Genomic DNA, 25,964 nt, shown 5'->3' with positions numbered 1-25,964 from the left:
CTTCGATCATGTCGCCGGAACCCGCGTCGGCCCCGCCGCCGAAGTGCTCGGCGGCGGGGCTGCGGTTCCCGTCTTCTGCTGTCAGGACAGGGCCTTGACGGACGCCTGGACCTTGGTCAGCACGCTCTGCGGAAGCGGCGCGTAGCCCTTGTCGGTCAGGATCTTCTGGCCGTCCGCGCTGGAGGTGTAGGTGAGGAAGGACTTGACGAACTTGCCCTGCTCGGAGGGCAGCCCCTTCTCGCACGCGATCTCGTAGGTGACCAGGACGATCGGGTAGGCGCCCGGCTCCTTGGTCGCGTAGTCGATCTTCAGCGCGACGTCGTTGCCGGTGCCGACGACCTGCGCCCCGGCGACGGCCTTGGACGCGCTGTCGGGCGACAGCTCCGCGAACTCGCCCGCGCCGTTCTTGACGTGCGCGGTCTGCAGCTTGTTGTTCTCCGCGTACGACATCTCCACGTAGGAAATCGCGCCCGCGGTGCTCTTCACCTGGCTGGTGACGCCGTCGGACTTCGGCGCGCCCTGGCCGGTGGAGTTCGGCCACTTCTTGGCCTTCTCCCACGTCCAGGTCTTCGGCGCGGTGGTGTGCAGGTAGTTCGTGAAGTTCTCCGTGGTGCCGGACTCGTCCGAGCGGTAGATCGGCTTGATCGGCTCGGACGGCAGCTTGGCGCCGTCGTTCTCCTTGGCAATCGCCGGATCGTTCCAGGTCTTGATCTTGCCGGAGAAGATGCTCGCGAGCGTCTCGGGCGAGACCTTGAGGCCGTCCACGCCCTGCACGTTGTAGACGACGGCGATCGGGCCGACGACCATCGGCAGGTTCAGCGCGTTGCTCCCCTGGCAGCGCTTCTGCGCGGCGGTGGCCTCTTCGGGCTTGAGAGACGAGTCGGAGCCGGCGAACGCCACCTGCCCGCTCGTGAACGCCTGGATGCCCGCGCCCGAGCCGCTCGGGTTGTAGTTCAGGTTGGCGCCCGCGCACTTGGACGAGTAGAGCTTCGTCCACTCCTCCATCGCGTTCTTCTGCGCGCTCGACCCGGCAGCGTTGACGCTGGCCTTCGCGCAGTCGATGTCGCCGGACGGCGCAGCGCTGGAGCTCGCCGTCGTGTTGTTGTCGCTCCCGCAGGCGGAGAGGGCCAGCGCCCCCGCTACGACAACACCGCCGAGGGCGGCGAGTCGGGAACCGTTCTTCACCGGAGGGTCTCCTTGAGTTTCGTCGGGCGGGTCCCCCGAACCGCCCCGGCCCATGTCGACCGGACGACGGGTTCGCCGTCGAATGCGACGCTAGGCAGGCGAGGTGACCAGCCGCCCCGATCCAGGTGAACGGCAAATGAACGCAGACGAGCACAGTTGCGAAGAATGCCCCGATTTGCCGTGGCCGCCGGGTTAACATCGCAGCTCACCAGCCCAAAATCCCGGTCGGGCCGCCACCAAGGAGGGTTGGCCGACCGACATCCGGGTAACCACGGGATTCCCCGGTGACAGGCGCCTTCCGAACGGCACGACGCCCCAACGCCCCCCACTCAAACCACCACGAACACCCACGCAGCCCAGCGGCCACGACGGTGGGTGCTTATGCGGTGGTGGGCTTATGTGGTGGTGGTGGCGTACATGACGTCGACGGCGTGGCGGGTGAAGCCCAGGGACTCGTAGAGGCGGACGGCTGCGGCGTTCGACTCGTCCACGTACAGCATGATCTGGTCCATGCCGATGTCGCGCAGGTGGTGGAGGCCGCGCAGGGTGAGCGTGCGGCCGAGTCCGAGGCCCTGCGCGGACGGGTCGACGCCCACGACGTAGACCTCGCCGACGCCGCCGGGGTGCACCTTCGTCCAGTGGAAGCCGGCGAGCCGCCCGTCCCGCTCGGCGAGGAAGAAACCGGCCGGGTCGAACCAGTCCTCGGCCTCGCGCTCGCGGACGTCGTCGATCGTCCAGGCGCCCTGCTCCGGATGGTCGGCGAACGCGCGGGCGTTCACCTCCAGCCAGGCGGCCTCGTCCCGGCCCGGCTCGAAGGCGCGGATCGTCACGCCCTCGGTGACGCGCGTCTCGGGCAGCGGATCGGCCGCCGGACGCCGCATCTGGAACAGCGCGCGGGCACGTTCCATCTCCTCGGCGGACGCGAGCGCGGCGGCGGCCGGGAGATCCCCGTGCGCCCACACCCGCAGCGGCCCGCCGGCCTCGTCTCGCAGGGCGCGCAGCAGCGCACGTCCGTGCCCCTGGCGCCGGTGCTTTGGATGGACGACCAACTCGCCCGCCGCGGGCTCCTCCGCGGAAGCCGGATCGAAGTGGGCGTAGGCGACGACGGCCCCGCCGTCGGTCACCGCGAGCCCGGACCGGCCGCCCCGCAGGGCCAGCAGAGCGTGCTCGGACAGCGGCCCCACCCCGTCGGCCTCGCTCGCGGCCGCCGCCAGATCCAGCGCCCCGGCCACCTCGGCGTCCCCCAGCGTCCCGCGCGCCCGCAGCTCACTCACGATCCACACCCTATGCCGCCACCACCACCCACCAAGCGAACGCCCACCCGCCCCATGACCGAAACCGCGCCGCCTTGAGCACGTCCCTGATCACGGTGTTGTCCTGGTCAATTCGTCATGGAAACGTCATCGGGTCGCCGGGTTCCGTATGCCGGGTGACTCTAGCTTCCTCAGAATGATTCGACGACGCACCTTTCTGGCCTGCGCCGCGGCTGGGCTGACGGTCGTGGGCGTGACCGCGCAGCCCGCCGCCGCGCGCCCCGCGCCGACCGCGTCCGTGCGGCTCCTCGCGCTGAACGACTTCCACGGCAACCTCGAACCCCCGTCCGGAAGCTCGGGGACGGCCATCGACGAGAACGGCAACGCCGTCCCCGCCGGTGGAGCCGCCTACGCCGCCGCCCACCTCAAGCAGCTGCGCAACCGCGACACCCTCACCGTCGCGCAGGGCGACCTGATCGGCGCCTCGCCGCTGATCTCGGCCGCCTACCACGACGAGCCGTCCGTGCAGTTCCTCGGCGACGTCGGCGTCACGGCGTCGGCGGTCGGCAACCACGAGTTCGACGAGGGCTACCAGGAGCTGCGGCGCATCCAGAACGGCGGCTGCCACCCCGTCGACGGCTGCTCCCCCGCGGGCACGTGGCCTGGCGCGAAGTACGACTACCTCGGTGCGAACGTCCTGCTGAAGAAGAACGACAGGCCCGCGATCAAGCCGTGGACGATCCGCCGCGTCAACGGCGTCCGGATCGGCTTCATCGGGCTCGTCACCAAGACCACCCCGAACATCGTCACGGCCGAGGGCATCAAGGACCTGAGGTTCCAGGACGAGGTGGAGGCCGCGAACCGGGCCGCGCGCGAGCTGAAGCGCCGGCACGTCCGCGCGATGGTCGTCCTCGTGCACGAGGGCGACCAGGTCAAGTCGGGCGAGCGGCCGGACGAGTGCGGCGTCGTGCCGGGCGCCGGGACGCGCATCGCCCAGCAGGCCGACCCCGAGATCGACATGGTGCTGTCGGGGCACACACACCAGCAGTACGTGTGCTCGGTCAAGGACCCGGCGGGCCACGCGCGGCTGTTCTCCTCCGGCTCCTCCTTCGGCCGCGTCATCACCGAGGTGAACCTCAAGGTGGACCGGCGGACCGGCGACATCGTCCGGTCCTCGGTCAACGCCGACAACCACGTCGTGACGCGGGACGTCCCGCCGGACCCGGCGACGCAGACGTTCGTGCAGACCTGGAAGGACCGGGTCTCCGTGATCGCCGACAAGCCCATCGGCAAGATCACCGCTGATCTGACCCGCGCCCCGTCCGCCGCGGGCGAGACCGCGCTCGGCGACGTCATCGCCGACGGCCAGCTCGCCGGGACCAAGGACCTCGGCGCCCAGGTCGCGCTGATGAACCCGGGCGGCGTCCGCACCGATCTCGTCTACAAGGCGAGCGGCTCGGAGGGCGACGGGGTCGTCACCTACGGCGAGGCGTTCGCGGTGCAGCCGTTCAGCAACGTGATGGGCGTGACGTCGCTGACCGGCGCGCAGATCGACGCGCTCCTGGAGCAGCAGTGGACGGCCGCGGGCGAGAAGATCCTCCAGCCGTCGGCGAACCTGCACTTCGCCATCGACCGCGGCAGGCCGGTCGGCGACCGCGTCTCGGCGATCACGATCGACGGGGCTCCGGTCGACCCGTCCGCCGTCTACAAGGTCGCGGCGAACAACTTCCTCCTCGGCGGCGGTGACGGCTTCTCCGTCTTCACCGAGGGCAAGGACCAGGTCCTCGGCGCCATCGACCTGGACGCGTTCGTCGCCTACTTCGCCGCCCAGGGGACGATCTCCCCGCCCGCGCTTAACCGCATCTCGGGCCAGTGAGCACCGTCTCTGGACGGTGAGCACGGGCGTGGCCCGTGTGCCGGGACGCCTCGGGGCGTCCGGCGCACGGGCCACGCGCATGTCGGCCCGGCGTCGAGATCAGGGGTTGGCCCCCGAGATCACGCGCCGAAGAAGTGGACGACGTAGTAGACGACGGCCGCGACCGCCGCGGCGGCGGGCATCGTGAGCACCCACGCGACGAGGATGTTGCCGGCGACGCCCCAGCGGACCGCGGAGAGCCGCTTGGTGGCGCCCGACCCCATGATCGCCGAGGTGATCGTGTGGGTGGTGGAGATTGGAGCGTGCCAGATGAAGGCGGTCGCGTACAGGACGACCGAGGCGGTCGCTTCGGCGGCGAACCCCTTCGGCGGATCGACCTCGATCACCTTGCGGCCCAGCGTGCGCATGATGCGCCAGCCGCCCGCGTAGGTCCCGGCCGACAGCGCGCCCGCACACGCGATGATCACCCACCAGGGCACGGACTTGCCGTCCGAGTGCCCGGTCGTGACCAGCGCGAGGACGATGATGCCCATCGTCTTCTGGGCGTCCTGCAGCCCGTGGCCGAGCGCGAGGGACGCCGCGGACATCGTCTGCGCGATGCGGAACCGGCGGCCGACCCTGCTCGGGTTGGACCGCCGGAAGATCCACAGGATCGCGACCATGACCAGGTAGGCGAGACAGAACCCGACCACCGGGGACAGCACCATCGGCACCGCGACCTTGTCGATGACGCTGGTCCAGTTGACCTCCGACAGCGAGGCCAGCCCGGCGCCGACGACCCCGCCGATCAGCGCGTGCGAGGACGACGACGGCAGCCCGAAGTACCAGGTGATCAGGTTCCAGGTGATCGCGCCCAGTACCCCCGCTGCGACGACGGTGAGGCCGTGCAGGCCGGTCGGCGGCGTGATCACCTCGCTGATCGTCTTGGCGACGCCGACGCCGAGCAGGGCACCGATCATGTTCATCGCGGCGGCCATGCCGAGCGCCACCCGCGGAGTGAGCGCCCGGGTCGAGACCGCCGTGGCGATCGCGTTGGCCGCGTCGTGGAACCCGTTGGTGTAGTCGAACACCAGGGCCACCACGACGACGAGGATCAGCACCGCCGTCTGCGCGCCCGAGCGGAGCCCGAGCGCGCCCGCGACCATGACCACCAGCACGCCGGCGAGCAGGAGCAGCCAGGCGCGACCGCTCACCCGGCGGGTCGCCTGCTCGCCCAGCGTCTCGGCGGTGGCCGGGGACTCCTTGGTGAGGGTGGCGCCGGGGTCCTCGGCAGCGCTCATGATTCCTTGACCGCGATGGTCTCGACCGTGTTCGCCACGTGCTCGAAGGCGTCGGCGGCGTCCTCCAGCCGGTCGATGATCTGCTTGAGCTTCAGCACGGTCAGGGTGTCGTACTCACCGCTGAACAGCTGGGCCAGCAGCTTGCGGTAGACCTGGTCGCCCTGGTTCTCCAGCCGGTTGATCTCGATCCAGTACTCGTTGAGCTCCTTCATCGACCGCAGCCGGGGCATGGCCTCGGCGGTCAGTTCGGCGGCGCGCTCCAGGACCTCGACCATGTGGACGATGCCCTTGGGGAACTCGTCGATCTTGTAGAGGACGACGAGGTCCGCGGCCTCCTCCATCTCGTCCATGACGTCGTCGATCGTGGAGGCCAGCCGGTAGATGTCCTCACGGTCGAAGGGCGTGATGAACGTTTCGTTCAACCGTCGCATGATCGCATGGGTGTTTTCGTCGCCTGCGTGTTCGCAGGCGCGCATCTTCTCCGCGATCGCCGCCCGGTCGGCGCCGTCGCTGATGAGTTCCACGAGCAGCCTGGCGCCGGTGACCAGGTTGTTCGCCGAGTCGGCGAACATGTCGTAGAAGCTGTCCTCACGCGGCGTGAGACGCAAGCGCACGTCGTTCTCCTGATGTGCCGGAACAGTCCGCTGAGGATCGTAGGCGCAACCAGCCGTAAAAAGAACCTTTGCCCCGGCTTCGGCTGCTGTCCGCCATCCTCTCACCTACAAGGTTGCCCTAGATCAGGAGGTACATACCCCGCGAGAAGCCCCCTATCTGGAGGAACGTCCGCCGTTTCGGGCCGTTCCGGGGGTCTGAGCGCACCGACAGGGGTGATCATGAGTGAGATTCGTTACAGTGCCGCGACCTGGGCGGCGAGCTACGGCGGGGCTGAAATGACGAACCGGGGACGCCCCGAAACGGCGTCCCCGGTAACGGTGCTCAATCTCGTGGCGTCAGCTCACGTCGACCTGCGTCGCCGGACCGCACTCCGAGTACCAAGTCGATCTCGGCGATGGTCAGCGGCCGCTCCGCGTCCGCCACCGCACCGAGCATCTCGGCATAGAGTTCGATCTCATCCAGCGCAACGCGGTCGTGGACGCGCAGATCAAGGTTCTGGCGCACCGCGTCCACCTCCGTTCGTTCCCCACACCCGTCGTCGAGGCTACGCGTCTCGTCGCGACGGGCACATGACCCAAGAGGGCCATTCGAGGGCCACCTCGGCCCTGCCCGTCCGGGGGAGGTCCGCATGCGCCGCCGCACGGCCGCGCACACCGGTTTCGGGAGCCGCGCCCCGGACTGGCTAGCCTTCCCAGGTGGTGCCGATCTGATGCCTATGACCCATTGCCCATGGGACGAACGGACCGGTCACCGCTCCTGCGGGAACCCGGGCCGGAACCCCGGCTGCGTCCCCTGGTGGAAACCTCCGAGCATCTGCTCCAGCGGCGATTCTGGCAGGTCGCGGACCGTCAGCCGGGCCACGGTCGCGGCGTTGACGTCGGCCCCCGCGAGCCGGGCCGCCTGCCGCGCCACCGTCTGGTCGAACAGCGCGCGGACCGTCCGCGCGTAGGCGAACTGCGGGTCGTCCCGCAGCCGCGAGAACCGGTTGAGCAGCTCGACGCGCAGCTCCTCGTCCAGCATGTAGAGGTCGCGTTCGGCATAGCTCTGGAAGAGCTGGACCATGTCGCGGTCGCCCATCCCGGTGAACTCCAGGGTCCGCCCGAACTCGGCGCGGAACGCGGGGTTGCCCGCGAGGAAGCCCTCCATCTCCGCCGCCGGGCTGGAGCAGACCACCATGAACCGGGCCCTGCCCTGGCCCTCCGCGCCCCGCTTCATGTGGCGCAGCAGCTCCCCCACCACGGCGGGAGACCGGTCGAGCAGGTACGCCTCCTGGATGAGCAGGACGCCGCCGAGCGCCTGCTCGATCATGCCCGCCACCCGGTTCTCGGTGTCGACCCGGTCACGACCCGCCAGGTGGACGGGGCGGCAGGCGACCACGTGGCCGGAGTTCAGCAGCCCGAGCGCCGCGTAGACGCCGCCGACGAGGCCGGCGACGGTCGTCTTGCCGGTGCCGGGCGGCCCCGTGAAGACCAGGTGCCGCGCGTCGTCGCCGGACACCCCGTACCGGGCCCGGTCGGCCGCGAGCCCCGCCTCCTCGACCAGCTCCGCCACGGCCGCCTTGACGTCCTCCAGGCCGGTGAGCTGGTCGAGCCGGTGCAGGTACCCGTCGATGTCGCCCGGCGGGCGCAGCGCCGGCTCGATGCCCTCGGCGACGCCCGCGAGATCGTCCGGGGTGAGCACGAGCCGGTCGTGGGACGCCCCGGCGCGCTCCATGTTCCGCTGGGCCGCCTGGTCCAGGTACGCCTCGACGAGCCGCGCGTTGACCAGGTCGCCCGGTCCGCGCAGCCGCTCCAGGTCGGCGCGGACGACCTCCAGGGCCGCCGCGCCGATCGTGACGCGCCGCTCCTCCGCCAGCAGGTGCAGCAGCGTCATCCGGTTGTCGAGGTCGCCGAAGTCGGGCAGCCGGTGGACGCGGAACGCCTGCACGAGCTTCGGATGGTCCTGCAGCAGCCGCTTGTAGGCGCGCGGCTCGCAGGTCGCGATCACCGGTGTGGTGTTCACCGGGTCGCGGCGGGCGCGGCGCACCGCGCCGACCAGCGCGGCCGGGTCGGACGCGCCGGCGACGGCCACGTCCAGCCGCTCGAAGAGGATCACCGGGCCCGGCTGGCCGAGCAGCCGCCCGAGCCCCTCCGGCGGGGCGTTGCGTACGTCCTCGGCGTCGTGCGCGCGGATCGACCCGTCGCCGAGCCCCGCGTTGGCCAGCGTCAGCGCGATCATCCGGGCGAGCCGCCGCTGGCCCGAGTGCGGGGCGCCGACCAGCAGCACGCCGGGGACACCGGACCTGATCGAGCTGGGCGCGCCGTCCACGCGGGTGCGCTCGACGTCGTCGCCCGACGGGGCCCTCCACTCCTCGGCCTGCGCCTTCAGGTCGCCGAGGAGCACGGCCGCGTCGTGCTCGCCGTACACGAAGCCGAACCCGAACCGCTCCAGCACGCGGCGGGTGCTGCGGTCGCTCGGCGGCGGGATCTCGTGGACGGGCTGGTCGGGCGACGGCGTGTCGTCCAGGAAGTCGAAGCCGCCGACCATCGTGCCGGACATGACCTTCGTCCCCGGCCCGCCGCCGGGGGCGGGAGGCACGGGTCCGGGCGGGGCGTCTTCGAGGTCGCCCGGGCCGAGGATGCGCGTCCCCGGCGGCTGGCCTGGCTGACCCTGCTGGCTCGGCGGGCTTGGCTGACCCGGCCGGTTCTGCTGCGGAGGCCCGCCCTGGCCCTCCACGCGCGTCGCGTACGGGTTGAACGGCTGCTGCTGCGGCTGCGGCTGCGGGTCGGGCGCGGGCGGCGCGGGGTTCGCCGGGCCCGGCTGGACGTTCGGCTGGGGCGGCGGAGCGGAGCCCGCCGGCTGGTATCCCAGCACCGTGTACGGCGGCACGAAGTTCTCGTCCTGCTCCTCCTCGGGTGGGGAGAAGCCGCCGAGCTCCTGCGGGGGCGCGGGCGTATGGCTCGCCTGGACCGGCTCGGGCGCGGCGGGCTGGACCGGGGGCGAAGGCGGTGGCGACGGCGGGCCCGGCACCGGCGGGGGCGGCGCCGGGCTCTGCATGGGCGCGGGCGGCGCCGGATTCTGCATGGGCGCTGGATTCTGCAAGGGCGCGGGCGGCGCGGCACCGGGACGCTGGAACCCCAGCTCGGTGTACGGCGGCGCCACGTTGCCGTCGTCCTTGTCGTCCTCGGCGGGCGAGTGGCCGCCCATCATCGGTTCCGGGGACGCGAACCCCGGGGCCGGCGGGGAGGCGAACGCGGCCTGCTGGCCCTGACCGGGCACGGGCCCCTGGGCATGACCGGCGGCCGGGCCGGGCGCGTTCTCCCAGCCGGGCTGCGCGGGAGGCTGGACGAACGGGCGGTCGGGCTCGGACGGCGCGAAGTTCGCCCCGGACGCCTCCTGCGGCGACGCGCCGGGGGCGATGCCGGGCTGGCTCGGCATGTTGAACGGGGACGGCTGCGGCGCGGCCGGGTTGGGCGGCGGCGTGGTCGTCGGCGCGGCGGCCGTGGCGCGGGCCCGGTTGCGTCCGATGATCCCGGCGACGACCGCGGTCGGGACGGGGAAGCCGCGCGGTCGGGCGGGCATGCCGCCGAGCCGGCACCACGCCAGGTCGACCTCGTACATGGCGGCCAGCAGCGACTCGGCGCCCGGACCCGATCCGGCGGCCGACCGCAGCGGCTCCGGGAGCCGCATGTCCTGCGGCCACAGCCGCCGCAGCGGATGCCCCTTCTGCTGCGACACCGCCTGCACGGTGTAGCGGATCTCCGGGTCGAGCCAGGGCACGATCGTGCCCACCATGTCCTTGCGGACGACGTCCAGATCGGAGGCGAGCAGCGCGGCGGCCACGAGCCGGGGCTCGATGTAGGCCGGTTCGGCGGGGTCGCCCGACAGGTCGGCTATCAGCTCGCTGAGCGTGTAGAAGGCGTGCCGGAAGTTGTCACCGGGCGAGCTCTCGTTCCGCAGCGCGGGCACCAGGTTGGGCGGGCACCGCGTCAGCCACTGCTGGACGATCGCCTGGTCGCCGTAGGGCAGCGCCCCGTAGTCGACGGTCGGGTTGGACAGGGTCGTGCCGAGGATGGCGAGAAGCGCGTCCGCCCTCACCTGGAACCGGACGTCGTCGCGGAGCGCGCTGGCGACGGCCCACATCGTCCGCAGGACGACCACCGCGGCGTCCACCCGGCTGGCGCGCAGCCGCTCGGCGTAGAGCGCGACCAGCGTCTCCAGGGCGGGCGGGGTGAGCCAGCGCGGACCGTCCACGTCGGGGAGGGGCCTCGCGCGGTAGGGCTTCCACAGGTCGAGCATCTGGGCGTCCAGCCGCGAGTCGAACGCGGGCGCGGCGGAGCACCACAGCATCACGCCCCAGGCGACCGCGACGGTGGACGGCGTCTCGCTCGTGAACTCCCGCCACCAGTGCGGGTAGTCGGGCGCGGCCAGCGTCGCGGCGGACTCGACGGTCGAGCGGACTCGCGAGGTCAGCTCCGTCGCGAACCCGTGCGCGACGAAGGGCAGCCCGGACGGCGGGTCGTAGGAGAAGTCGGGCCCGGCCGGGATGACGTGCGGCGGCAGCGCCGGGACCTGCCCGGCCCCCTGCTGTGCGGGCCTCGCGGCCATCCGGACGGAGGGGATGCGCGGCGGCGGGCACAGGTACCACTGCCCGTCGGAGGGGTGCAGCCGGTACCAGCGGGCCCACGCGCCGAACAGCCACCACGTCCCGTCCGGCAGGACGAGCATGCGGCCGGCGATGGCGTGATGGCGCTGCTGCGGAGGCGCCGACGGCCACCACGCGGCGGCCACCATCGCCCTCGTGTCGCGCTCCGCCTCCGTGAACGGATCGTGCCCCGCCTGGGGGCTGGGCGGCGGAGCGCTGCCATAGCCCGGTCCCCACACCACGATGGTCATCGTAGTCAGCAGAATCCGGCCGAGGTTCCCCCCAGCGGCCGTTTCCTCGCGTTTCCGCAGGTCAAAGAATTATGAGAGGGAGGGAAACGGCCGGACCAGGCAAGGACGAAGCACCGTTGGGGTGTTCAGGCCCACTCGGCGGCGCGGTGCCGTTCGGCCTTCTGCATGTAGACCTCGGGCGTGTACCGCAGGACGGCGCGGTCGTCGTCGGTGAGCTCCCGGACGATCTTGCCGGGGGTGCCCGCGACCAGCACGCCGGACGGGATCTTCTTGCCCGGCGGGACGAGCGCGCCGGCCGCGATGAGCGTTCCGGAGCCGATGCGGGCGCCGTTCAGGACGATGGCGCCGATCCCGATGAGCGAGCCGGTCTCGACGTGGGCGCCGTGCACCATCGCCTTGTGGCCGAGGCTGACCCGGTCCTCCAGGACGGCGGGCATGCCCGGGTCCGAATGCATGCAGCTGAGGTCCTGGATGTTGCACTCCTCGCCGACGATGATCTCCTCGTCGTCGCCGCGCAGCACCGAGCCGTACCAGACGCTGGACGCGCGGCCCAGCGTCACCCGTCCGACCACGACCGCGCCGGGCGCCACCCACGCCGTGGGGTCGATCTCCGGCCTGTCCTCGCCCAACGCTCCCAGGTAGCTCATGGCGCCGATGGTAGCCGCCCCTGGGTGGAGCGATTTATCCGTAGATTGGATAGTTTGTCGCGCACGTCCGTGTGACGAAACGGCAGCGAGAAGTGCGTTCCGGTTGCGCGAATAGGGTGGACCGGACAAGAGTCGTCCTGACGTTTCCCACCGTGGGCCGCTCACCGGCGGGTGAGGATCGCAACTCAACCGACCCTGACGGGGCGCCGACCCCCGCCAACGACCCCCAAGGCATCATGAGCAACGAAGCCGAAATCCTGCCGAACCTCCTCCAAGAAGAGTCCTTCGAGATCGTCATGCGCGGCTACAACCGCCGCCAGGTCGACGACTACATCGCCCGCGCCCAGCAGAAGCACCGTGAACTAGAGGCGCGGCTCGCCCGCGCACAGGACGAGGTCGAGCGGATCCGCCGCGAGATGGCCGAGGTCCGGGAGGCCCGCAAGCCGACCGGCGACGACCTGAGCGACCGGCTCCGGCAGATCATCAACCTGGCCGAGGACGAGGCCCAGGAGAAGCTGGCCGAGGCCGAGGCCAAGGGCGAGGAGATCCGCAAGGACGCCGAGCACGAGTCGAAGCGGGTCATCGACGAGGCCCGCGCCCACGCCGACCGGAACCTCGCCCAGGCGCAGGAGAAGGCCGACCACGCTCTCGCCGCCGCCAAGAAGGAGTCCGACAGCGTCCTGTCGTCCGCCAAGCAGGAGGCCGAGCAGACGGTGACCAGCGCCCGGCTGGAGGCCGAGCGCACCCTCACCGCGTCCGAGCGCCGCGCCAGTGTGATCAACGAGGGCGCGACCCAGCGGCTCACCGCGCTCACCAAGAACCACACCCAGGCCCTCCAGCGCCTCACCGAGATCAGCGACACGCTGCACCGGCTGCTGACCGCCGAGAACGAGGCCGGCCCGCTGGAGAAGATGGTCGAGGACGCCGTCCGGCAGAGCCCCGCTCCCCGCACCCAGGCCAAGCAGGCCCCGCAGGCGCAGCCCGCGCCCGCGACGGGAGCCAAGCCGGCCCCGGCCCCCGCCAAGCCCGCCCCGGCCAAGCCCGCCGCCCCCGCCGCTCCGGCACAGGCGAGCCCGGCCCAGGCAGGCCCTGCCCAGGCAAGCCCCGCGCAGGCGAAGCCGGCACAAGCGAGCCCCGCACAGCCGAAGCCCGCGCAGGCGAGCCCCGCGCCGACGGCCCCGCCGCAGGCGAGCCCGCCGCAGACGGCGCCGCCGGTCAAGAAGCCCGAGCCGTCCCCGGCCTCCGACGCCCCCGCGCCGCAGGTCCCGCCGCAGGCCAAGCCCGCCCGCCCGGACGAGGACTCCGGCGGCCCCGCGACCACCCCCATCCCGCCGCAGCAGCGCGGCCCCATCGAGTTGTAGACAGCACGCCGCCGCGGGCGGTGCGCCGGGCCCTGAGCAGGCCGGGCGCACCGCCCGCGGCGTTTACGGGGATCTGGCGTTATATAGGATCTTGTTCGTGAGCACACGGACCCATCCGCGCGGAACCGCCCGCCCGGTGAGGCTTCTCGGGGACCCGGTCCTGCGCACCGAGTGCGACCCGGTCCGGACGTTCGACGCGTCCCTGGAGCGCCTCGTCGACGACATGTTCGCCACCATGTACGAGGAGGACGGCGCGGGCCTCGCGGGCAACCAGATCGGCGTCGCCCTGCAGATCTTCGTCTACGACGTCGAGGACGACCGGGGCCGCCGCCACGTCGGCCACGTCGTCAACCCGACGCTCGTCGCCGCCGACGGCGAGCGGGTGGTCGAGTCGGAGGGCTGCCTGTCGGTCCCCGGCCTGCGCTTCGACACCCCCCGCCACCATCACGCCGTCGTCGAGGGCGTGGACGTGAAGGGCAGGCCCGTCCGCGTCGAGGGCACCGGCTACTTCGCCCGCTGCCTCCAGCACGAATGCGGGCACCTGGCGGGCCGGGTCTACATCGACGTGCTGTCGGGGGACGCCCGCCGCGAGGCGATGCGGGCGATCCGCGCGCTCCGCGAGTAGTCGCCCGGCGAGGACGACCCGAGCGCGGTCCGGTGGGAACCGCCTGCTCCGGCGCGGGCGCTCAACCTGTTCTCGGCCCGCATTCAGGGGACGTTCAGGTTGGGATGGCAACCTCTGCGATGATGTGGAGGGGGACTGTGCCAGTGGTCGAACGTACGGCGAACGGCGGCAGGGCGGCGGAGGCGACGCTGCTCGTCGTCGAGGACGAGCCCAACATCCTGGAGCTTCTCGCCGGAAGCCTGCGCTTCACCGGCTTCGACGTGATCACCGCCACCAACGGTGCGGACGCGGTCCGGTCGGCGCGGCGGCACCGTCCCGACCTGATCGTGCTGGACGTGATGCTGCCCGACATCGACGGGTTCGACGTCGCGCGGCGGCTGCGGTCCGGCGGCGACCACACCCCGGTGCTGTTCCTGACCGCGCGGGACGCCGTCCAGGACCGGATCAAGGGGCTGACGATCGGCGGCGACGACTACGTCACCAAGCCGTTCAGCCTGGAGGAGGTCATCGCCCGCATCCGGGCGGTGCTGCGGCGGTTCCGCGGCGGCCTGACCGAGCCGCCGCCGCGCATGGTGTTCGCCGACATCGAGCTGGACGAGGACAGCCACGAGGTGTGGCGCGGCGGCAGGCCCGTCCAGCTGTCGCCGACCGAGTTCAAGCTGCTGCGCTACTTCATGGCCAACGCGGGGCGGGTCGTGTCCAAGGCGCAGATCCTCGACCACGTGTGGAACTACGACTTCCGCGGCGACGCGGGCATCGTCGAGTCGTACGTGTCCGCGCTGCGCCGCAAGGTCGACAACACCGAGCCACGGCTGATCCACACGCTGCGCGGCGTCGGCTACGTGCTGCGCGAGCCGTCGAGAACGGGCTGATGGCGAAGCGGGCCCCGGCGGCCGCCGCGGCTCCCGCGGCGCGCGGCGCCGGCGGCGCGGCGCCCGCGGGCGGACTCGCGCGGCTGTGGGCCCGCACGTCGCTGCGCGTCAAGATGATCGCCGGGATGCTCGTCCTGGTCACGCTCGGCATGCTGGTGATGAGCGCGGCGGGCGCGTCCGTGCTGCGCCAGTACCTCGTCGGGCGGGCCGACGACCAGCTGCGCGGTTCGGTCGGGCGGGCGATCGACCAGGTCGTCCCGCAGCTGCAGAGCGGGCAGACGCGGATCACGGTGCGGATACCGAGCGAGATGTACGGGCAGGTCCGCACCACCGACGGCCGCTCCCTCGGGCAGAACCCGGCGTGGAGCGAGTCCGGCCACCCGCGGCTGCCGGCCGACCTGAACGAGCACGTCGACCGGCCGTTCACCGTGACCGGGACCGGCGGGTCGACGTGGCGGATCCTCGCCGAGCCGATCCCGGGCGGCGCGGTGATCGTGCTCGCGTTCAGCCTGGAGGAGATCGACCGGACCGTGCAGCGGCTGGTGGTGATCGACGCGATCGTCGGGCTGGCGGTGCTCGCGGTGCTGGCGGTGGTCGGCGTGGGCGTGGTGCGGGCCAGCCTGCGGCCGCTGGCGGCGGTGGAGGAGACGGCGGGCGCGATCGCGGCGGGCGACCTGTCCCGGCGCGTCCCGGAGGCGGACCCGGGGACGGAGATGGGCCGGCTCGGGCGGTCGCTGAACACGATGCTCGGGCAGATCGAGGCGGCGTTCGGGGCGCGCGCGGAGTCGGAGGCGGCGGCACGGCGCTCGGAGGAGACGGCGCTGCGCTCGGAGGAGCGGATGCGGCGGTTCGTGGCGGACGCCAGCCACGAGCTGCGCACCCCGCTGACCGCGATCCGCGGGTTCGCCGAGTTCTACCGGCAGGGCGCCGCCCGCTCCCCCGCGGAGCTGGACCGGCTGATCGGCCGGATCGAGGAGACCGCGTCCCGGATGGGCCTGCTGGTGGAGGACCTTCTGCTGCTCGCCCGGCTGGACCGCCAGCGCCCGATCGAGCGGCGCCCGGTGGACCTGCTCGCCGTCGCCGCCGACTCTGTCCAGGAGGCGAGAGTCCTGGCACCTGAGCGCACGATCGACCTCACCGTCGAGGGAGGGCTGGCGTACCAGGTGCGGGGGGACGAGCCGCGCCTGCGGCAGGTGCTCGGCAACCTGCTCGCCAACGCGATCACGCACACCCCGGAGGGCACGCCCGTCGAGGTGCGGCTGTCGCCGGGCACCCTGCGGGACGAGCCGGCCGCGGTCGTCGCGGTCGCCGACCAGGGGCCCGGGCTTGCTCCCGACCAGGTGGAGCGGGTCTTCGAGCGCTTCTACCGCTCCGACGAGGGCCGCTCCCGCGACGACGGCGGCGCCGGTCTCGGTCTCGCCATCGTCGCCGCGCTCGTCGCCGCCCACGAGGGCGTCGTCCGGGCCGACTCCACGCCCGGCGAGGGCGCGACGTTCTCGGTCGTCCTGCCCTTGGCGGAAGACTAGAGGCGGCATTCAGCGAACGTTCAGGATCGTGGGTTCCAATGGATCCACAGGGCGCGCCCCGGTCTCGACGGGGAGCGGGAGGCCGCGCCCTGGCCAGCTTCGGAACGGCCGGTCCGCGCGGCCGAAGGGACGCCCCTTCGGCCGCTTTTTCATGACATGTAGGCGTTCAGCACACTTTCAGGTTGGCTCCAGGCGGCCTGCAGACCCGGGGCGCACTCTTCATGGTGAGAGAGCGACAGGGGGATCCGATGAACACCGACCGGCCGCAGCAGCCTTGGGAGCCCAGCAGACCCGGAGAGCCGAGCCACCACGAACAGCCCGGCGGACACGCACGGCCCGGGGAACCTGACAGGCCCGGCTTCGAGCCTCATCCGCGGTGGGCGGGGAACGTCCCGCCGCCCCAGCAGCCGGCGCCGCCGTCCCCTCCGGGGATGTTCGGCGGCCCGGGGCCGTCCGGCCCCGGCACGGCCGGCGCGGGCCCGTTCGGCACGACGCGCCGCAAGCTCGCCGCGGTGGGCGCCGCGATGGCGCTGGCCCTGGGGGCGGGCGGTGCCGGCGCGGGCGTGGTGCTGGCGCTCACCCACGAGAGCACCGTCTACGCGAGCCCGACGGCCGTCTCGGGGGTCAGCTCCAAGAGCACGACCGCGCAGGTCGCCGCCGCCGTCCAGCCGAGCGTGGTGTCGATCCAGGCGCAGACGGCGTCCGGCACGGAGGGCGGCTCGGGCGTGGTCCTGCGCTCGGACGGGGTGATCCTCACCAACGCGCACGTGGTGTCGGGCGCCCAGCAGGTCGCGGTGAAGTTCAGCGACGGCAGGACCGCGCCGGCGCAGGTCCTCGGCGCCGACAAGGCGGAGGACATCGCCGTGGTCAAGGCGCAGGGGGTGTCGGGCCTCAAGCCCGCGACGCTCGGCGCGAGCCGGAACGTTTCGGTCGGGGACGAGGTCCTGGCCGTGGGGAGCCCGCTCGGGCTGGACGGCTCGGTGACGTCCGGCATCGTCAGCGCCCTGGGCCGCGAGATCCAGGAGGGCGGCGACCAGCAGCAGCTCCCGCCGGGGCTCCAGGGGCGGCTGTCGCGGCAGCAGCAGACCGTGATCAAGAACGCGATCCAGACCGACGCCGCCATCAACCCCGGCAACTCCGGCGGCGCGCTGGTGAACGCCGCGGGCCAGGTGATCGGCGTCAACACCGCGATCGCCACGTCCGGGAGCAGCTCGGGGAACATCGGGGTCGGCTTCGCCATCCCCGTCGACTCCGCCAAGAAGGCCGCCGACGCGATCATCGCCGGCGCATCGGTCTGACCCGGGACGCCGTCCGGCCAGGGCTCTGGGGGGAGCGGGCGGCGGACGGCGACCCGGGCCGGTAGGTCCTCCCGGCCGGGCCGGGCGGGGGGACCGAGCAAAGGAGAGCGGCCGCGTGACCTGCCTGTGAGTCACGCGGCCGCTCAACCTCGTCCTACCGGCCCCGCACCCTCACCGCCGGGCGGCGCTTCAGCTTGGCCAGCATGCGCCGCGTCGTGAGCAGGTAGTACTCGCGCGGCAGCGTGCGGACCCGCAGCGGGAGGCGCGGATACACGAGCGCGATCACCCCGACCAGCAGCCGGAACCGGCGCTCCCGCCGCGCGTCCCACGTCCACCCGTACTGCTCGCGGATCGGCGCGGGCATCAGGCCCGCGGTGAGCAGCCGGATCGCCGCCAGTCCGGGCGCGTGCAGCGGCCCGCCCGGCAGCCTCGGGTTGAGCACCTGCTCGGCGATGGCCCGCGACGCGTCGGTGATCTCCAAGCTCCGCAGCATGTCCGCGTAGTACTCGCGGAACCGCGGATAGGTCTCCGGCATCCGCGCCTCCGGGCAGCCGAGGATCGTCGCGTAGACCTTCGTCTGCCGGTAGAACTCCTCCAGCTCCGCGTCGGTGAACGTCCGCCTGAAGACCAGCTGGTAGAACTGCACCGCCACCGCGAACAGCGTGGACGCGACCCACACCTGCAACTCCGGGTCGTTCGCCTCGTAGTCGGGGCCCGTGACGGCCGCGTGCCCCCTGGTGACCAGGGCGCTGAAGGTCTCGGCCTCCTCCCGCGTCCCGAACTGCACCGTGTAGAGCCACCCCATCGTGTTCCGCAGCCTGCGCAGCGGGTCGTCCGCGGTGTAGCTGTGGTCGTAGACGCCCTGCGCGACCTTGGGATGCGCGGTCTGGAGCAGCGACGCGGCCCCGCCCGCGGCGATCAGCACGCCCTCCCGCGTGATGACGCGGATGAGGTCGCCGTCCTGGAAGAGTCCTCGTTCATCGGCAAGCACGGTCATGGCGCCCAGTGTAAGTAAGTACTTTCAGTTGTCGCCAGTGGGGCGCACGGGAGCGAAGGGGCCGATATTGAACTGACCGGACCGATCCTTCCCTGCGACAATGGGGGGCATGCCCGCTCAGATCCACGTCCGTGGCTCGGTCTCCATCCCGGAGTCCGAGCTCGGCTGGCGCTTCTCCCGCTCGTCGGGGCCGGGCGGGCAGCACGTCAACACCAGCGCCACCGCCGCCGAGCTCTCCTTCGACGTCGCGAACTCGCCGTCCCTCCCCGAGCCGCTGCGCGTCCGCGCCCTGGAGCGGCTGTCCGGCCGCCTGGTCCGCGGCGTCCTGACGATCCGCGCCGAGGAGTACCGCTCCCAGCAGCGCAACCGGGACGCCGCCCGCACCCGCCTGGCGACCCTCCTGGCCGAGGCGACGGCCCCTCCCCCGAAGAAACGCATCCCCAAGAAGGTCCCCCGCGGCATCAACGAGCGGCGGCTGGAGAACAAGAAGCGCCGCAGCAGCGTGAAGCGCCAGCGCAGCGCCCGCTGGGACTGACCCCACGGCGTCCCGGGGACCGCCCTAAAATGATCTTCATGTCTTCCGGGCTCGTCCTCATCGACCTCATGCCGCGCATCGTGGCGCTGCCGCTCGCCCCCCACTCCGGAGAGGACGTGCTCGACCGCTGCCGCGCGCTCGCGGGCGCGTTCCGCGCGCAGGGGCGGCCGGTCGTGCTCGTGCGCGTCGAGCGTCCGAACATCGCCGAGCAGCCGGCGGGCAGCGAGCTGGCGCCCGGACTCGAGGAGCCCGGCGACGTCGTCGTCGTGAAGCGGACGATCGGCGCGTTCCACGAAACCGACCTGGACGAACGCCTGCGGGAGCGGGGAGTGCGGACGCTCGTCTTCGGCGGGCTCGTCACGAGCATGGGCGTGGAGTCGACCGCGCGGGTCGCGAGCGACCACGGCTACGACCTGGAGTTCGTCGCGGACGCGATGTCCGACCGCACCGCCGAGGAACACGACTTCGCCGTACGGCGCACCTTCCCAAGGTTCGGCACCGTCAAGAACACCACCGCCTACCTCTGACCCCCGCACCCCAACGCAAGTCATAGCGCGGCGCGAGGTAGAGCGCGGCGCCGCGGTGCTTGGGGGGAGCACCGCGGCGCGCGGGGTCGGTCAGACCCGTTCCCAGAGGGCGGGGACGTTGGGCGGGGTCCAGCCGGGCTGGGCGGTGTGGGCCTGGAGGCAGCGGTAGCTCGCGCCGTCGTAGGTCACCACGTCGCCGGCGTTGTAGGCGGTGCCCGCGGCCCAGCTGCCGCTCGGGTCACCCGGGTCACCGGGGCCGGGGTCGCCGGGGCCCGGGTCGCTGACGCGGCTGCCGACGTTGACGCCGGCCCACGCGTTCGCGGTCGCGGCGTACTCGGCGCTGGACTGCCCGTACAGCTTCGACGCGGCCGCGAGGGTGGAGCGGCGGGCGTCGGCGTAGTCGGTGGTCGGGCGCATCTCCTCGGTGAGCGCCTTGTACCAGATCGCCGCCGCCTTCTCCCGGCCGATGCCGGTGACGGGCTTGCCGTCGGAGGTCGACGAGTTGTACGTGGTGCCGTTGATCACCTTCGTGCCGCTGCCCTCCGACAGCAGGTAGAAGAAGTGGTTCGCGATGCCCGAGGAGTAGTGGACGTCCACGTTCCCGGCGTTCGGCGACCAGCTGTCCAGCGAGGAGCCGTCCTTGCTGGGACGGTCCATGTACCGCAGCGGCGCGCCGTCGCCGCGAAGGTTGATCTTCTCGCCGATGAGGTAGTCGCCGACGTCGCTGGAGTTGTTCGCCCAGAACTCCATGGCGCTGGCCATGATGTCCGACGTCGCCTCGTTCAGGCCGCCGGACTCGCCCTGGTAGACCAGGCCGGCCGTGTTGGACGTGACGCCGTGCGTCATCTCGTGGCCCGCGACGTCCAGCTCGGTCAGGGGCTTGCTGTTGCCCTGGCCGTCGCCGTACGTCATGCAGAAGCAGCTGTCGTCCCAGAACGCGTTGACGTAGCTGGTGCCGTAGTGGACGCGCGAGTACGCGCCGACGCCGTCGCCGCGGATCCCCGACCGGCCGAAGACGGTCTTGTAGAAGTCCCAGGTCTCCCCGGCGCCGTAGGCGGCGTCGACCGCGGCGGTCTGGCTGTTGCTCGCCGTGCCGTCGCCCCAGGTGTCGTCGGCGTCGGAGAACAGCGTGCCTCGCCCCGAGGTGGCGCGGTTCAGGTTGGTCGTGTCGTGGTTGCCCCGGCCGGTGTCGCGCAGGACGTAGCTGCCGCCGGACGAGCTCGTGCCCAGCTGGACCGTGCCGGAGTACTGGCTCCTGCCGGTGCCGGTCTGCACGCCCTGCCACTCGATGATCCTCATGCCGGAGACGGCGTCGGTGAGGACGTGCAGCCGGTTGGGCGTGCCGTCCTTCTGCGTCCCGCCGACCACGGTCTCCCAGGCGAGGATGGGCTCGCCGCCTTCGCCCACCCACACGACCTTGCGCGGCGCGACGCTGCCCTCGGCCTTCGGCGTGTTCGGCTTGGTGGGCACCAGGGTCTTCGGCGCGGTCTCCACCTGGAGCGGCTTGGTGAGCGCCTGCGAGACCCGCTCGATCGAACCGGACTTGGACCGGTGCACGATGAGGTCGCCGCCGAGGACGGGCAGTCCGTCGTAGGTGCTCTCGTAGTGCGTGTGGGTGGTGCCGTCCTGGTCCTTGACGACGGTCTTCACCTTCAGGCCGACCTTCTCGCCGAGCTTCAGCTCGGTCCTGGTCGCGTCCTGCCGCGCCTTGGCCTGGCCTACGAGCGTCCTGTACTCCTGCGCGCTCACCTTCGCCGGCATCTGGCCGGGGTGGCCCTTCGGCGCCGGCGGGGGTGCGGCCGACGCCGGGCCCATCGGCAGGCTCAGCACCGCCATGGCCGCGACGGTGACCAGGGTGGTGCTCAGGGCGACGCGCCTGTGGGCGCGTCCGGGGGTCGTGGATCTCACGGGGGGTACTCCTTGTCTGCCGGCCGTCCCGGGGGACGCCCGATGGGGAGCGCTCCGGTGGCCCGGTGGGGCCGCGGAACTCCGGAGTGGGGGGTTGCCTCGGGAACGATGACACGGCATATCCGGCATGTCACCGGAAAGTTCCCCCCCCGCACCTCAGGTGTAGGGAGGCGGCCCGGACGGCAAGGGAAACCCCTACACGGCCAGGGGGTGGACGAGGGTTCCCTAGTGCGGCGGCGACGCCCCGGGACCGGCGGGCCCGCCGCCCAGCAGCGACCCGAGCTGCGCCCGGGAACGGATGCCGAGCTTGCGGTAGACGCGGGTGAGGGACGCCTCGACGGTCTTCACGCTCAAATACAGCCGGTTGGCCACCTGCTGGTTGGTGGCGCCCTGGCCGACGAGGACGGCGATCCGCCGCTCCCCCTCCGTCAGCGACGCCCGCGCGACGGAACCGGGCGCGGCGGGGCCGTCCCGCAGGCCCGTCTCCAGGCGCGACAGCCGGTGCCGCGCCTGCTCGATCCAGGGCCGCGCCTCGCACCGCGAGAAGATCTCCAGGGCGTCCTCGGCCGCCCGCCGGGCGGGCGCGCCGCGCCGCCGGCGCCGCTCGACGCGGGCCTGGTCGAGCAGGCAGTGCCCCGCCTCCAGCGGCTGCCCGAGCCGCGCGAACAGCGCCGCGGCCTCGCTGAGCAGCGCGACCGCCGCGTCGGGCTCGCCGCGCGCGGCGAGCACCGCGGCCTCCGCCCGGTCCAGCCGCCCGGTGACGCCCGCGCCGCGGTACCCCACGGCCGCGCGGGTCGTGCGGATCAGCTCCGCGGCCCGCCCGGTGTCGCCGAGGACGGCGAGCCCCTCCGCGAAGTCGCACTGCCAGGGCAGCACCACCGGCGACGGCAGCCTGCGGTCCTGGCCGAGCGCTTCGATGCGCCGCAGGGTGTCCACGCCCGCCCGGACGTCCCCGCTCCGCATCTGGGCCACGCCCAGCACGTGCAGCAGGCGGCTCTGGAAGATGACGTCGTTCTCCTGCTCGGACGCCCGCACTCCGCGCTCGGCGAGGGCGACCGCCCGGTCGATCCCGCCGCCCGCCAGCTCCGCCAGAGCGCCGTGGTACCAGGCCGGGCCGGGGCTGAGCGCCGCCTGCTCGGTGACCCGCATCGCGCGGTCCGCGAAGTCGAGCGCCTCCCGGCACCGGCCCGTCCGCGCCGACACCTCCGACAGGTTCCGCAGGACGTGCACGACCTCCTCGCCGGAGCCGCGCTCGACCAGCGCCAGCAGCCGCAGCAGCTCCGCGCGGGCCTCGGTGAGGCGGTCCTCGAAGATGGCGCAGTACGCCGCCAGGTACCGGGGCGTCATGTGCAGCCGCCCGTCCAGTGCGGGCTCCGGAAGCCGCCGCGCCCGCTCCAGGTCGCCCGCGTAGTCGCCGCGTCCCTCGATCAGCGCGATGTTCGCCCGGACGGCGAGCGCCCGCGCCTCCAGGTCGGTGTCGCCGGTGTCGCGCGCGTGCGCCAGCGCGGCGTCGACCTCCTGCTCCGCGCGTCCGGGCGCGCCGGTCACGAGGGTGCCGAGCGCCATCCGCAGCCGCACCTGCCCGAGCAGCGCCGGATCGCCCTCCGCGTCCACCAGCGCCGCGGCGAACAACTCGCCCATCTCGGTGAGGCCCTGCCCGGACAGGTCCAGCAGCGCGAGCCTGACCCGCACCCGCTGCGCGCGGGTGGCGTCGGCGGCCAGGACGGCGTCGGCGGCGCGGTGCGCGAGGTCGGGCAGGCCACCGCTCGCCCCCGTCTCCGCGGCCGCCACCAGCCATTCCGTCCGCTCGGCCGTGGGCTCGGCGGGCGAGCGGTCCGCGGCCAGCAGGTACAGCTCGGCGGCCATCCGGTGCGAACCCTGCCGGACGGCCTGCTCGGCGGCGGTGACCAGCGAGTGCGCCAGCTCGGCGTTCGGGCCCGGGCCGGCGAGGGCGCGGTGCCGGGCCCGTCCCGCCGCGTCCGGCACCGCCTCGGCGAGGGCCCGGTGGACCCGCGCCAGGTGCGGGGCGTCGGCGGACTCGGCGAGGACGGTGCCGACCGCGGGCGGGGTGAACCGGATCCCACCGCCCTCGGCGATCAGCAGCCCCAGCCCGGCGGCGTGCCCGATGTCGCGCGCGGCCTCGGCGCGGCCGGCCCGGCGCAGCAGGTCGGTCGTCGGCCGGATCGCCAGCGCCGCCGTCAGCAGCGTCTCGCGGGCCCCCTCGGGCAGCCGCGCCAGCCGCTCGGCGATCACGGCCCGCACGCGCTGCGGCAGCGGGGCGGGCCGCCAGTGCCGCGGGACTCGCCCGGTGAACGCGCCGCCGAGCGCCAGCGCGAGGTACGGGTTGCCGCCGGAGTCGGCGTGCAGGGTGTTCACCACCCGCACCGGGAGCCCGTAGCCGTCGAACATCTCGGCCAGCTCGTCCGGCTCCAGCGGCGGGACGGGGATGTGCGCGGCGTCCGGCGCGGGCGTCCAGGTGTCGCCCGCGGCGAAGCCGTCCGGCCAGCGCCCGGCCACGACGGCGCGCACCCCGCGCGGGCCGAGCCTGCCGACCGTGTAACGGACGGCGTGCACGGACTCCGCGTCCAGCCATTGGGCGTCGTCGACGAGCAGCAGCACCGGCCGCTCCTCGGCGCACCGGGCGAGCAGGCCCCGGAACGCCAGCCGGCACGCGACATGGTCGGACGACGCCGCCGGATGCGGCTCCGGCAGCCCGGACAGCCGCTCGCGCGGCAGCTCGGCGGTCAGCGCGCCCGGCAGCTGGTCGAGCAGTTCGGCGAGCCCCGAGCACGGCACCCACCGCTCGGTCTCGGTGCCCGCGACCCGCAGCACGAGCTCCCCGCGTCCCGCGGCCGCGGCGCCGACGGCTTCGAGCAGCGCCGTCTTCCCGATACCGCTCGGCCCGGTCAGCACCACGCTGCCGTTCCGCCCGATACGGGACTCCACGGACGCGAGCAGTGCGGATCGCCCTGCCAGCTCGGGCGGTGCTCCGGCGCGGACCACCGGCGGTGCGGCGAGGACGTCCATGACTCGCTCCCCTCAGGAGGACTCGGACGCCGCCCCCGACGATAGCCAGCGGACGATCCCGTCACAACGCCCGCGTTCCGTTCAGTCGCGGAACAGGGCCCGGCTCGTCCCCATCATGATCCGGTCGTGCGGGCGCAGCGTCCGCATGACGGACTCCAGGACGGGCCGCGCCATCGACACGCACCCCGCGGTCCGCCCCGCGCCGACGTGCATGAAGATCGCCGACCCGTTGCCCTGGACGACGGGCGAGTCCGGAGGCCGGTTGTAGTTGATCACCACGGCCTGCCGGTAGGGCCCGCTCGCCATGATCCGCGAGAGGTCCTCGTCGGCGGGCAGGCACGCGCCCCGGTAGTAGCGGTTGTACCGCCGGTCGCCGATCGTCGACCCCCAGCAGTCGCCGCTCTCCCGCAGCCTGCGGTAGGGGAGGCGGGTACCGGGATCCCCTTCGCCGAACGCCTCGGTCAGGCTGTAGGAGCCGGTCGGCGACCTGCCGTCCCCCTCCCGTTTGGCCCCCGGTTCGGCGTAGCCGTTCCGTCCCACATGCCCCGGCGCGGTCAGGAGCGCTCTCCACGTGCGCCCCGTCCGGACGCACTCGGTGACGACCACCTCGGTCGTCCCGTATTGCGCCGCCACCGCGAACACCACGTGCCGCGCCGCGCCCGCCCCGTAACGCGTCTTCCCCTGGCTGAGCGCCTGGCAGGGATCCTCCGCCTTCTCCCGCGCGAGGGCCTGCGGGGCATGAACACCCGCCGCGACCAGCATCGCGACGGTGGAGAGGACCGCGCCAGTGGACAGAACCGTGACCCGCATGAACCCCGAACGCATGACGCAGCTCCCTGTTCTCCGAACGGGCATGCCGATGATCGCGTCCCGATCTCTACCCGGCCCGGGTTCGCCTCACCCCCCGCCGCTCCGGGAGGTCGCGGACCGCCCCGGCTCAGTCGCGTGCGGCCCAGTCGCTCAGGGCGGCCTCGACCTCGGCCAGGCACTCGTCGGCGGTGCGGACCCCGTCCCTCTCCAGGTCGGTCATCAGGCCGGCCGCGTACTCGGCGAGAGTGAGGATCAGCTCGTGGAAGCCGACGCGGCCCTCGCGGACGAGGTCCCCCATCACGACGAAGAAGGGGCGCGGGCCGGGGTCGAAGAGGGCCTGGACGACCTCAGGGACGTGCTCGGCGCCGGGCGGCGCGTGCCTCGGGAGGAGCTTGAGGAAGTCGTCCACGGAGCGGCCGCGCGCGGACGCCCACCCCTCGGTCACGATCCCCGCGGCGACCGCGGTGCCGACGGCGAGCCTTCCGAGCCCTTCCTCGCCCTCCGGGCCGGACCGGATGGCCGCGATGATCTGGTCGGCCGATGCCGGACCTTCTGGCGCGGCCCCCGGGTCCTGCCGGAGGGTGGCCCGCAGGAGGGGGACGACGGCGTTCTGACTGTCGAGCTGCATGATCAACGATTCTGACAGCGCGGACCGGGTGGTCCAGCCGTCCCAGCCGCGACCACAGAACGCCCGGAACCGAGCGGTTCCGGGCGTTCTGCGTGCCGACGTGCCGACGTGTCGCCGGA

The 25,964-nt window shown here is 72.9% G+C and carries 20 protein-coding genes; 8 read left to right on the top strand and 12 right to left on the bottom strand.

The genetic code is table 11. The features are described 5' to 3' along the window. Positions 1-81: 81 nt before the first annotated feature. On the bottom strand, positions 82-1,185 hold the full coding sequence (pstS, locus tag AB0C84_RS06570) for a phosphate ABC transporter substrate-binding protein PstS (RefSeq protein WP_179844410.1): 1,104 nt from the start codon (positions 1,183-1,185) through the stop codon (positions 82-84). Between the two features lie 395 nt (positions 1,186-1,580). Continuing rightward, on the bottom strand, positions 1,581-2,450 hold the full coding sequence (gene mshD, locus AB0C84_RS06565; RefSeq protein ID WP_361062001.1) for a mycothiol synthase: 870 nt from the start codon (positions 2,448-2,450) through the stop codon (positions 1,581-1,583). A gap of 184 nt (positions 2,451-2,634) precedes the next feature. Between mshD and AB0C84_RS06560 the strand changes: the two genes are divergently transcribed. Continuing rightward, positions 2,635-4,314 (top strand): bifunctional metallophosphatase/5'-nucleotidase, encoded by a 1,680-nt coding sequence (locus AB0C84_RS06560; protein ID WP_361061832.1) that lies wholly within the window; start codon positions 2,635-2,637, stop codon positions 4,312-4,314. Between the two features lie 119 nt (positions 4,315-4,433). Here AB0C84_RS06560 and AB0C84_RS06555 read toward each other — a convergent pair whose 3' ends face one another. The 5 genes from AB0C84_RS06555 to AB0C84_RS06535 all read right to left on the bottom strand — a co-directional run bounded on the left by AB0C84_RS06555 (position 4,434) and on the right by AB0C84_RS06535 (position 11,731). Then, positions 4,434-5,459 (bottom strand): inorganic phosphate transporter, encoded by a 1,026-nt coding sequence (locus AB0C84_RS06555; RefSeq protein WP_258940803.1) that lies wholly within the window; start codon positions 5,457-5,459, stop codon positions 4,434-4,436. Between the two features lie 131 nt (positions 5,460-5,590). Beyond that, on the bottom strand, positions 5,591-6,208 hold the full coding sequence (locus tag AB0C84_RS06550; protein ID WP_179844413.1) for a DUF47 family protein: 618 nt from the start codon (positions 6,206-6,208) through the stop codon (positions 5,591-5,593). Positions 6,209-6,530: 322 nt separating this feature from the next. Continuing rightward, a complete protein-coding gene (locus AB0C84_RS06545) occupies positions 6,531-6,722 on the bottom strand; it encodes a hypothetical protein (protein WP_218907727.1) in 192 nt (63 codons plus the stop codon). Positions 6,723-6,956: 234 nt separating this feature from the next. Beyond that, positions 6,957-11,084, bottom strand: a complete 4,128-nt coding sequence (locus AB0C84_RS06540) for an AAA family ATPase (protein ID WP_361061827.1) — start codon at positions 11,082-11,084, stop codon at positions 6,957-6,959. 125 nt (positions 11,085-11,209) lie between these two features. After that, positions 11,210-11,731 carry a gamma carbonic anhydrase family protein gene (locus tag AB0C84_RS06535; RefSeq protein WP_179844415.1) on the bottom strand — a complete coding sequence of 174 codons (522 nt, stop codon included), beginning with the start codon at positions 11,729-11,731 and terminating at the stop codon, positions 11,210-11,212. 236 nt (positions 11,732-11,967) lie between these two features. On the opposite strand from AB0C84_RS06535, the gene AB0C84_RS06530 reads away from it, so the two are divergent. The 5 genes from AB0C84_RS06530 (at position 11,968) to AB0C84_RS06510 (ending at position 17,413) form a co-directional block, all read left to right on the top strand. After that, positions 11,968-13,092 (top strand): DivIVA domain-containing protein, encoded by a 1,125-nt coding sequence (locus AB0C84_RS06530; protein ID WP_361061824.1) that lies wholly within the window; start codon positions 11,968-11,970, stop codon positions 13,090-13,092. Between the two features lie 97 nt (positions 13,093-13,189). Then, complete coding sequence (def, locus tag AB0C84_RS06525; protein ID WP_258940760.1) at positions 13,190-13,717, top strand: peptide deformylase; 528 nt, start codon at positions 13,190-13,192, stop codon at positions 13,715-13,717. Positions 13,718-13,860: 143 nt separating this feature from the next. Continuing rightward, positions 13,861-14,589: a response regulator transcription factor gene (locus tag AB0C84_RS06520; RefSeq protein ID WP_258940761.1), complete on the top strand. Its 729-nt coding sequence runs from the start codon at positions 13,861-13,863 to the stop codon at positions 14,587-14,589. After that, complete coding sequence (locus AB0C84_RS06515; protein WP_361061820.1) at positions 14,589-16,115, top strand: ATP-binding protein; 1,527 nt, start codon at positions 14,589-14,591, stop codon at positions 16,113-16,115. Before AB0C84_RS06520 ends, AB0C84_RS06515 begins: the two co-directional genes overlap by 1 nt. A 431-nt stretch (positions 16,116-16,546) precedes the next feature. Further along, positions 16,547-17,413 carry a trypsin-like peptidase domain-containing protein gene (locus AB0C84_RS06510; protein ID WP_361061817.1) on the top strand — a complete coding sequence of 289 codons (867 nt, stop codon included), beginning with the start codon at positions 16,547-16,549 and terminating at the stop codon, positions 17,411-17,413. A gap of 154 nt (positions 17,414-17,567) precedes the next feature. Here AB0C84_RS06510 and AB0C84_RS06505 read toward each other — a convergent pair whose 3' ends face one another. Then, entirely contained in the window at positions 17,568-18,410 is an 843-nt protein-coding gene (locus AB0C84_RS06505) for an oxygenase MpaB family protein (RefSeq protein ID WP_361061814.1), read from the bottom strand. Between the two features lie 109 nt (positions 18,411-18,519). Between AB0C84_RS06505 and arfB the strand changes: the two genes are divergently transcribed. Together arfB and AB0C84_RS06495 are read left to right on the top strand one after the other, a co-directional pair. Then, positions 18,520-18,945, top strand: a complete 426-nt coding sequence (arfB, locus tag AB0C84_RS06500) for an alternative ribosome rescue aminoacyl-tRNA hydrolase ArfB (protein ID WP_361061811.1) — start codon at positions 18,520-18,522, stop codon at positions 18,943-18,945. A 38-nt stretch (positions 18,946-18,983) separates the two neighbouring features. After that, positions 18,984-19,472 (top strand): isochorismatase family protein, encoded by a 489-nt coding sequence (locus tag AB0C84_RS06495; protein WP_179844423.1) that lies wholly within the window; start codon positions 18,984-18,986, stop codon positions 19,470-19,472. A 90-nt stretch (positions 19,473-19,562) separates the two neighbouring features. Here AB0C84_RS06495 and AB0C84_RS06490 read toward each other — a convergent pair whose 3' ends face one another. The 4 genes from AB0C84_RS06490 to AB0C84_RS06475 form a co-directional block, all read right to left on the bottom strand. Then, on the bottom strand, positions 19,563-21,380 hold the full coding sequence (locus tag AB0C84_RS06490; RefSeq protein ID WP_361061807.1) for a M4 family metallopeptidase: 1,818 nt from the start codon (positions 21,378-21,380) through the stop codon (positions 19,563-19,565). Between the two features lie 225 nt (positions 21,381-21,605). Continuing rightward, positions 21,606-24,407, bottom strand: a complete 2,802-nt coding sequence (locus tag AB0C84_RS06485) for an AAA family ATPase (RefSeq protein WP_361061804.1) — start codon at positions 24,405-24,407, stop codon at positions 21,606-21,608. Positions 24,408-24,488: 81 nt separating this feature from the next. After that, positions 24,489-25,232 (bottom strand): L,D-transpeptidase family protein, encoded by a 744-nt coding sequence (locus AB0C84_RS06480; RefSeq protein ID WP_361061801.1) that lies wholly within the window; start codon positions 25,230-25,232, stop codon positions 24,489-24,491. A gap of 112 nt (positions 25,233-25,344) precedes the next feature. Then, positions 25,345-25,845: a hypothetical protein gene (locus AB0C84_RS06475; RefSeq protein ID WP_361061799.1), complete on the bottom strand. Its 501-nt coding sequence runs from the start codon at positions 25,843-25,845 to the stop codon at positions 25,345-25,347. Positions 25,846-25,964 lie beyond the last annotated feature (119 nt).

This window comes from Actinomadura sp. NPDC048955, from assembly GCF_040649435.1.
Classification (GTDB): Bacteria; Actinomycetota; Actinomycetes; order Streptosporangiales; family Streptosporangiaceae; genus Spirillospora; species Spirillospora luteofluorescens.
The sequence above is the reverse complement of the archived record's forward strand: the minus strand, read 5'-3'. Positions and strand labels throughout refer to the sequence as shown.

Coding starts and splice junctions, on each gene's coding strand:
- AB0C84_RS06540 (WP_361061827.1), bottom strand. CDS start 11,084: ATGACCATCGTGGTGTGGGGACCGGGCTATGGCAGCGCTCCGCCGCCC.
- AB0C84_RS06495 (WP_179844423.1), top strand. CDS start 18,984: ATGTCTTCCGGGCTCGTCCTCATCGACCTCATGCCGCGCATCGTGGCG.
- AB0C84_RS06505 (WP_361061814.1), bottom strand. CDS start 18,410: ATGACCGTGCTTGCCGATGAACGAGGACTCTTCCAGGACGGCGACCTC.
- AB0C84_RS06555 (WP_258940803.1), bottom strand. CDS start 5,459: ATGGTCGCGGGCGCGCTCGGGCTCCGCTCGGGCGCGCAGACGGCGGTG.
- AB0C84_RS06510 (WP_361061817.1), top strand. CDS start 16,547: ATGTTCGGCGGCCCGGGGCCGTCCGGCCCCGGCACGGCCGGCGCGGGC.
- AB0C84_RS06530 (WP_361061824.1), top strand. CDS start 11,968: ATGAGCAACGAAGCCGAAATCCTGCCGAACCTCCTCCAAGAAGAGTCC.
- AB0C84_RS06475 (WP_361061799.1), bottom strand. CDS start 25,845: ATGCAGCTCGACAGTCAGAACGCCGTCGTCCCCCTCCTGCGGGCCACC.
- AB0C84_RS06515 (WP_361061820.1), top strand. CDS start 14,589: ATGGCGAAGCGGGCCCCGGCGGCCGCCGCGGCTCCCGCGGCGCGCGGC.
- AB0C84_RS06485 (WP_361061804.1), bottom strand. CDS start 24,407: ATGGACGTCCTCGCCGCACCGCCGGTGGTCCGCGCCGGAGCACCGCCC.
- arfB (WP_361061811.1), top strand. CDS start 18,520: ATGCCCGCTCAGATCCACGTCCGTGGCTCGGTCTCCATCCCGGAGTCC.
- AB0C84_RS06560 (WP_361061832.1), top strand. CDS start 2,635: ATGATTCGACGACGCACCTTTCTGGCCTGCGCCGCGGCTGGGCTGACG.
- AB0C84_RS06535 (WP_179844415.1), bottom strand. CDS start 11,731: ATGAGCTACCTGGGAGCGTTGGGCGAGGACAGGCCGGAGATCGACCCC.
- AB0C84_RS06480 (WP_361061801.1), bottom strand. CDS start 25,232: ATGCGTTCGGGGTTCATGCGGGTCACGGTTCTGTCCACTGGCGCGGTC.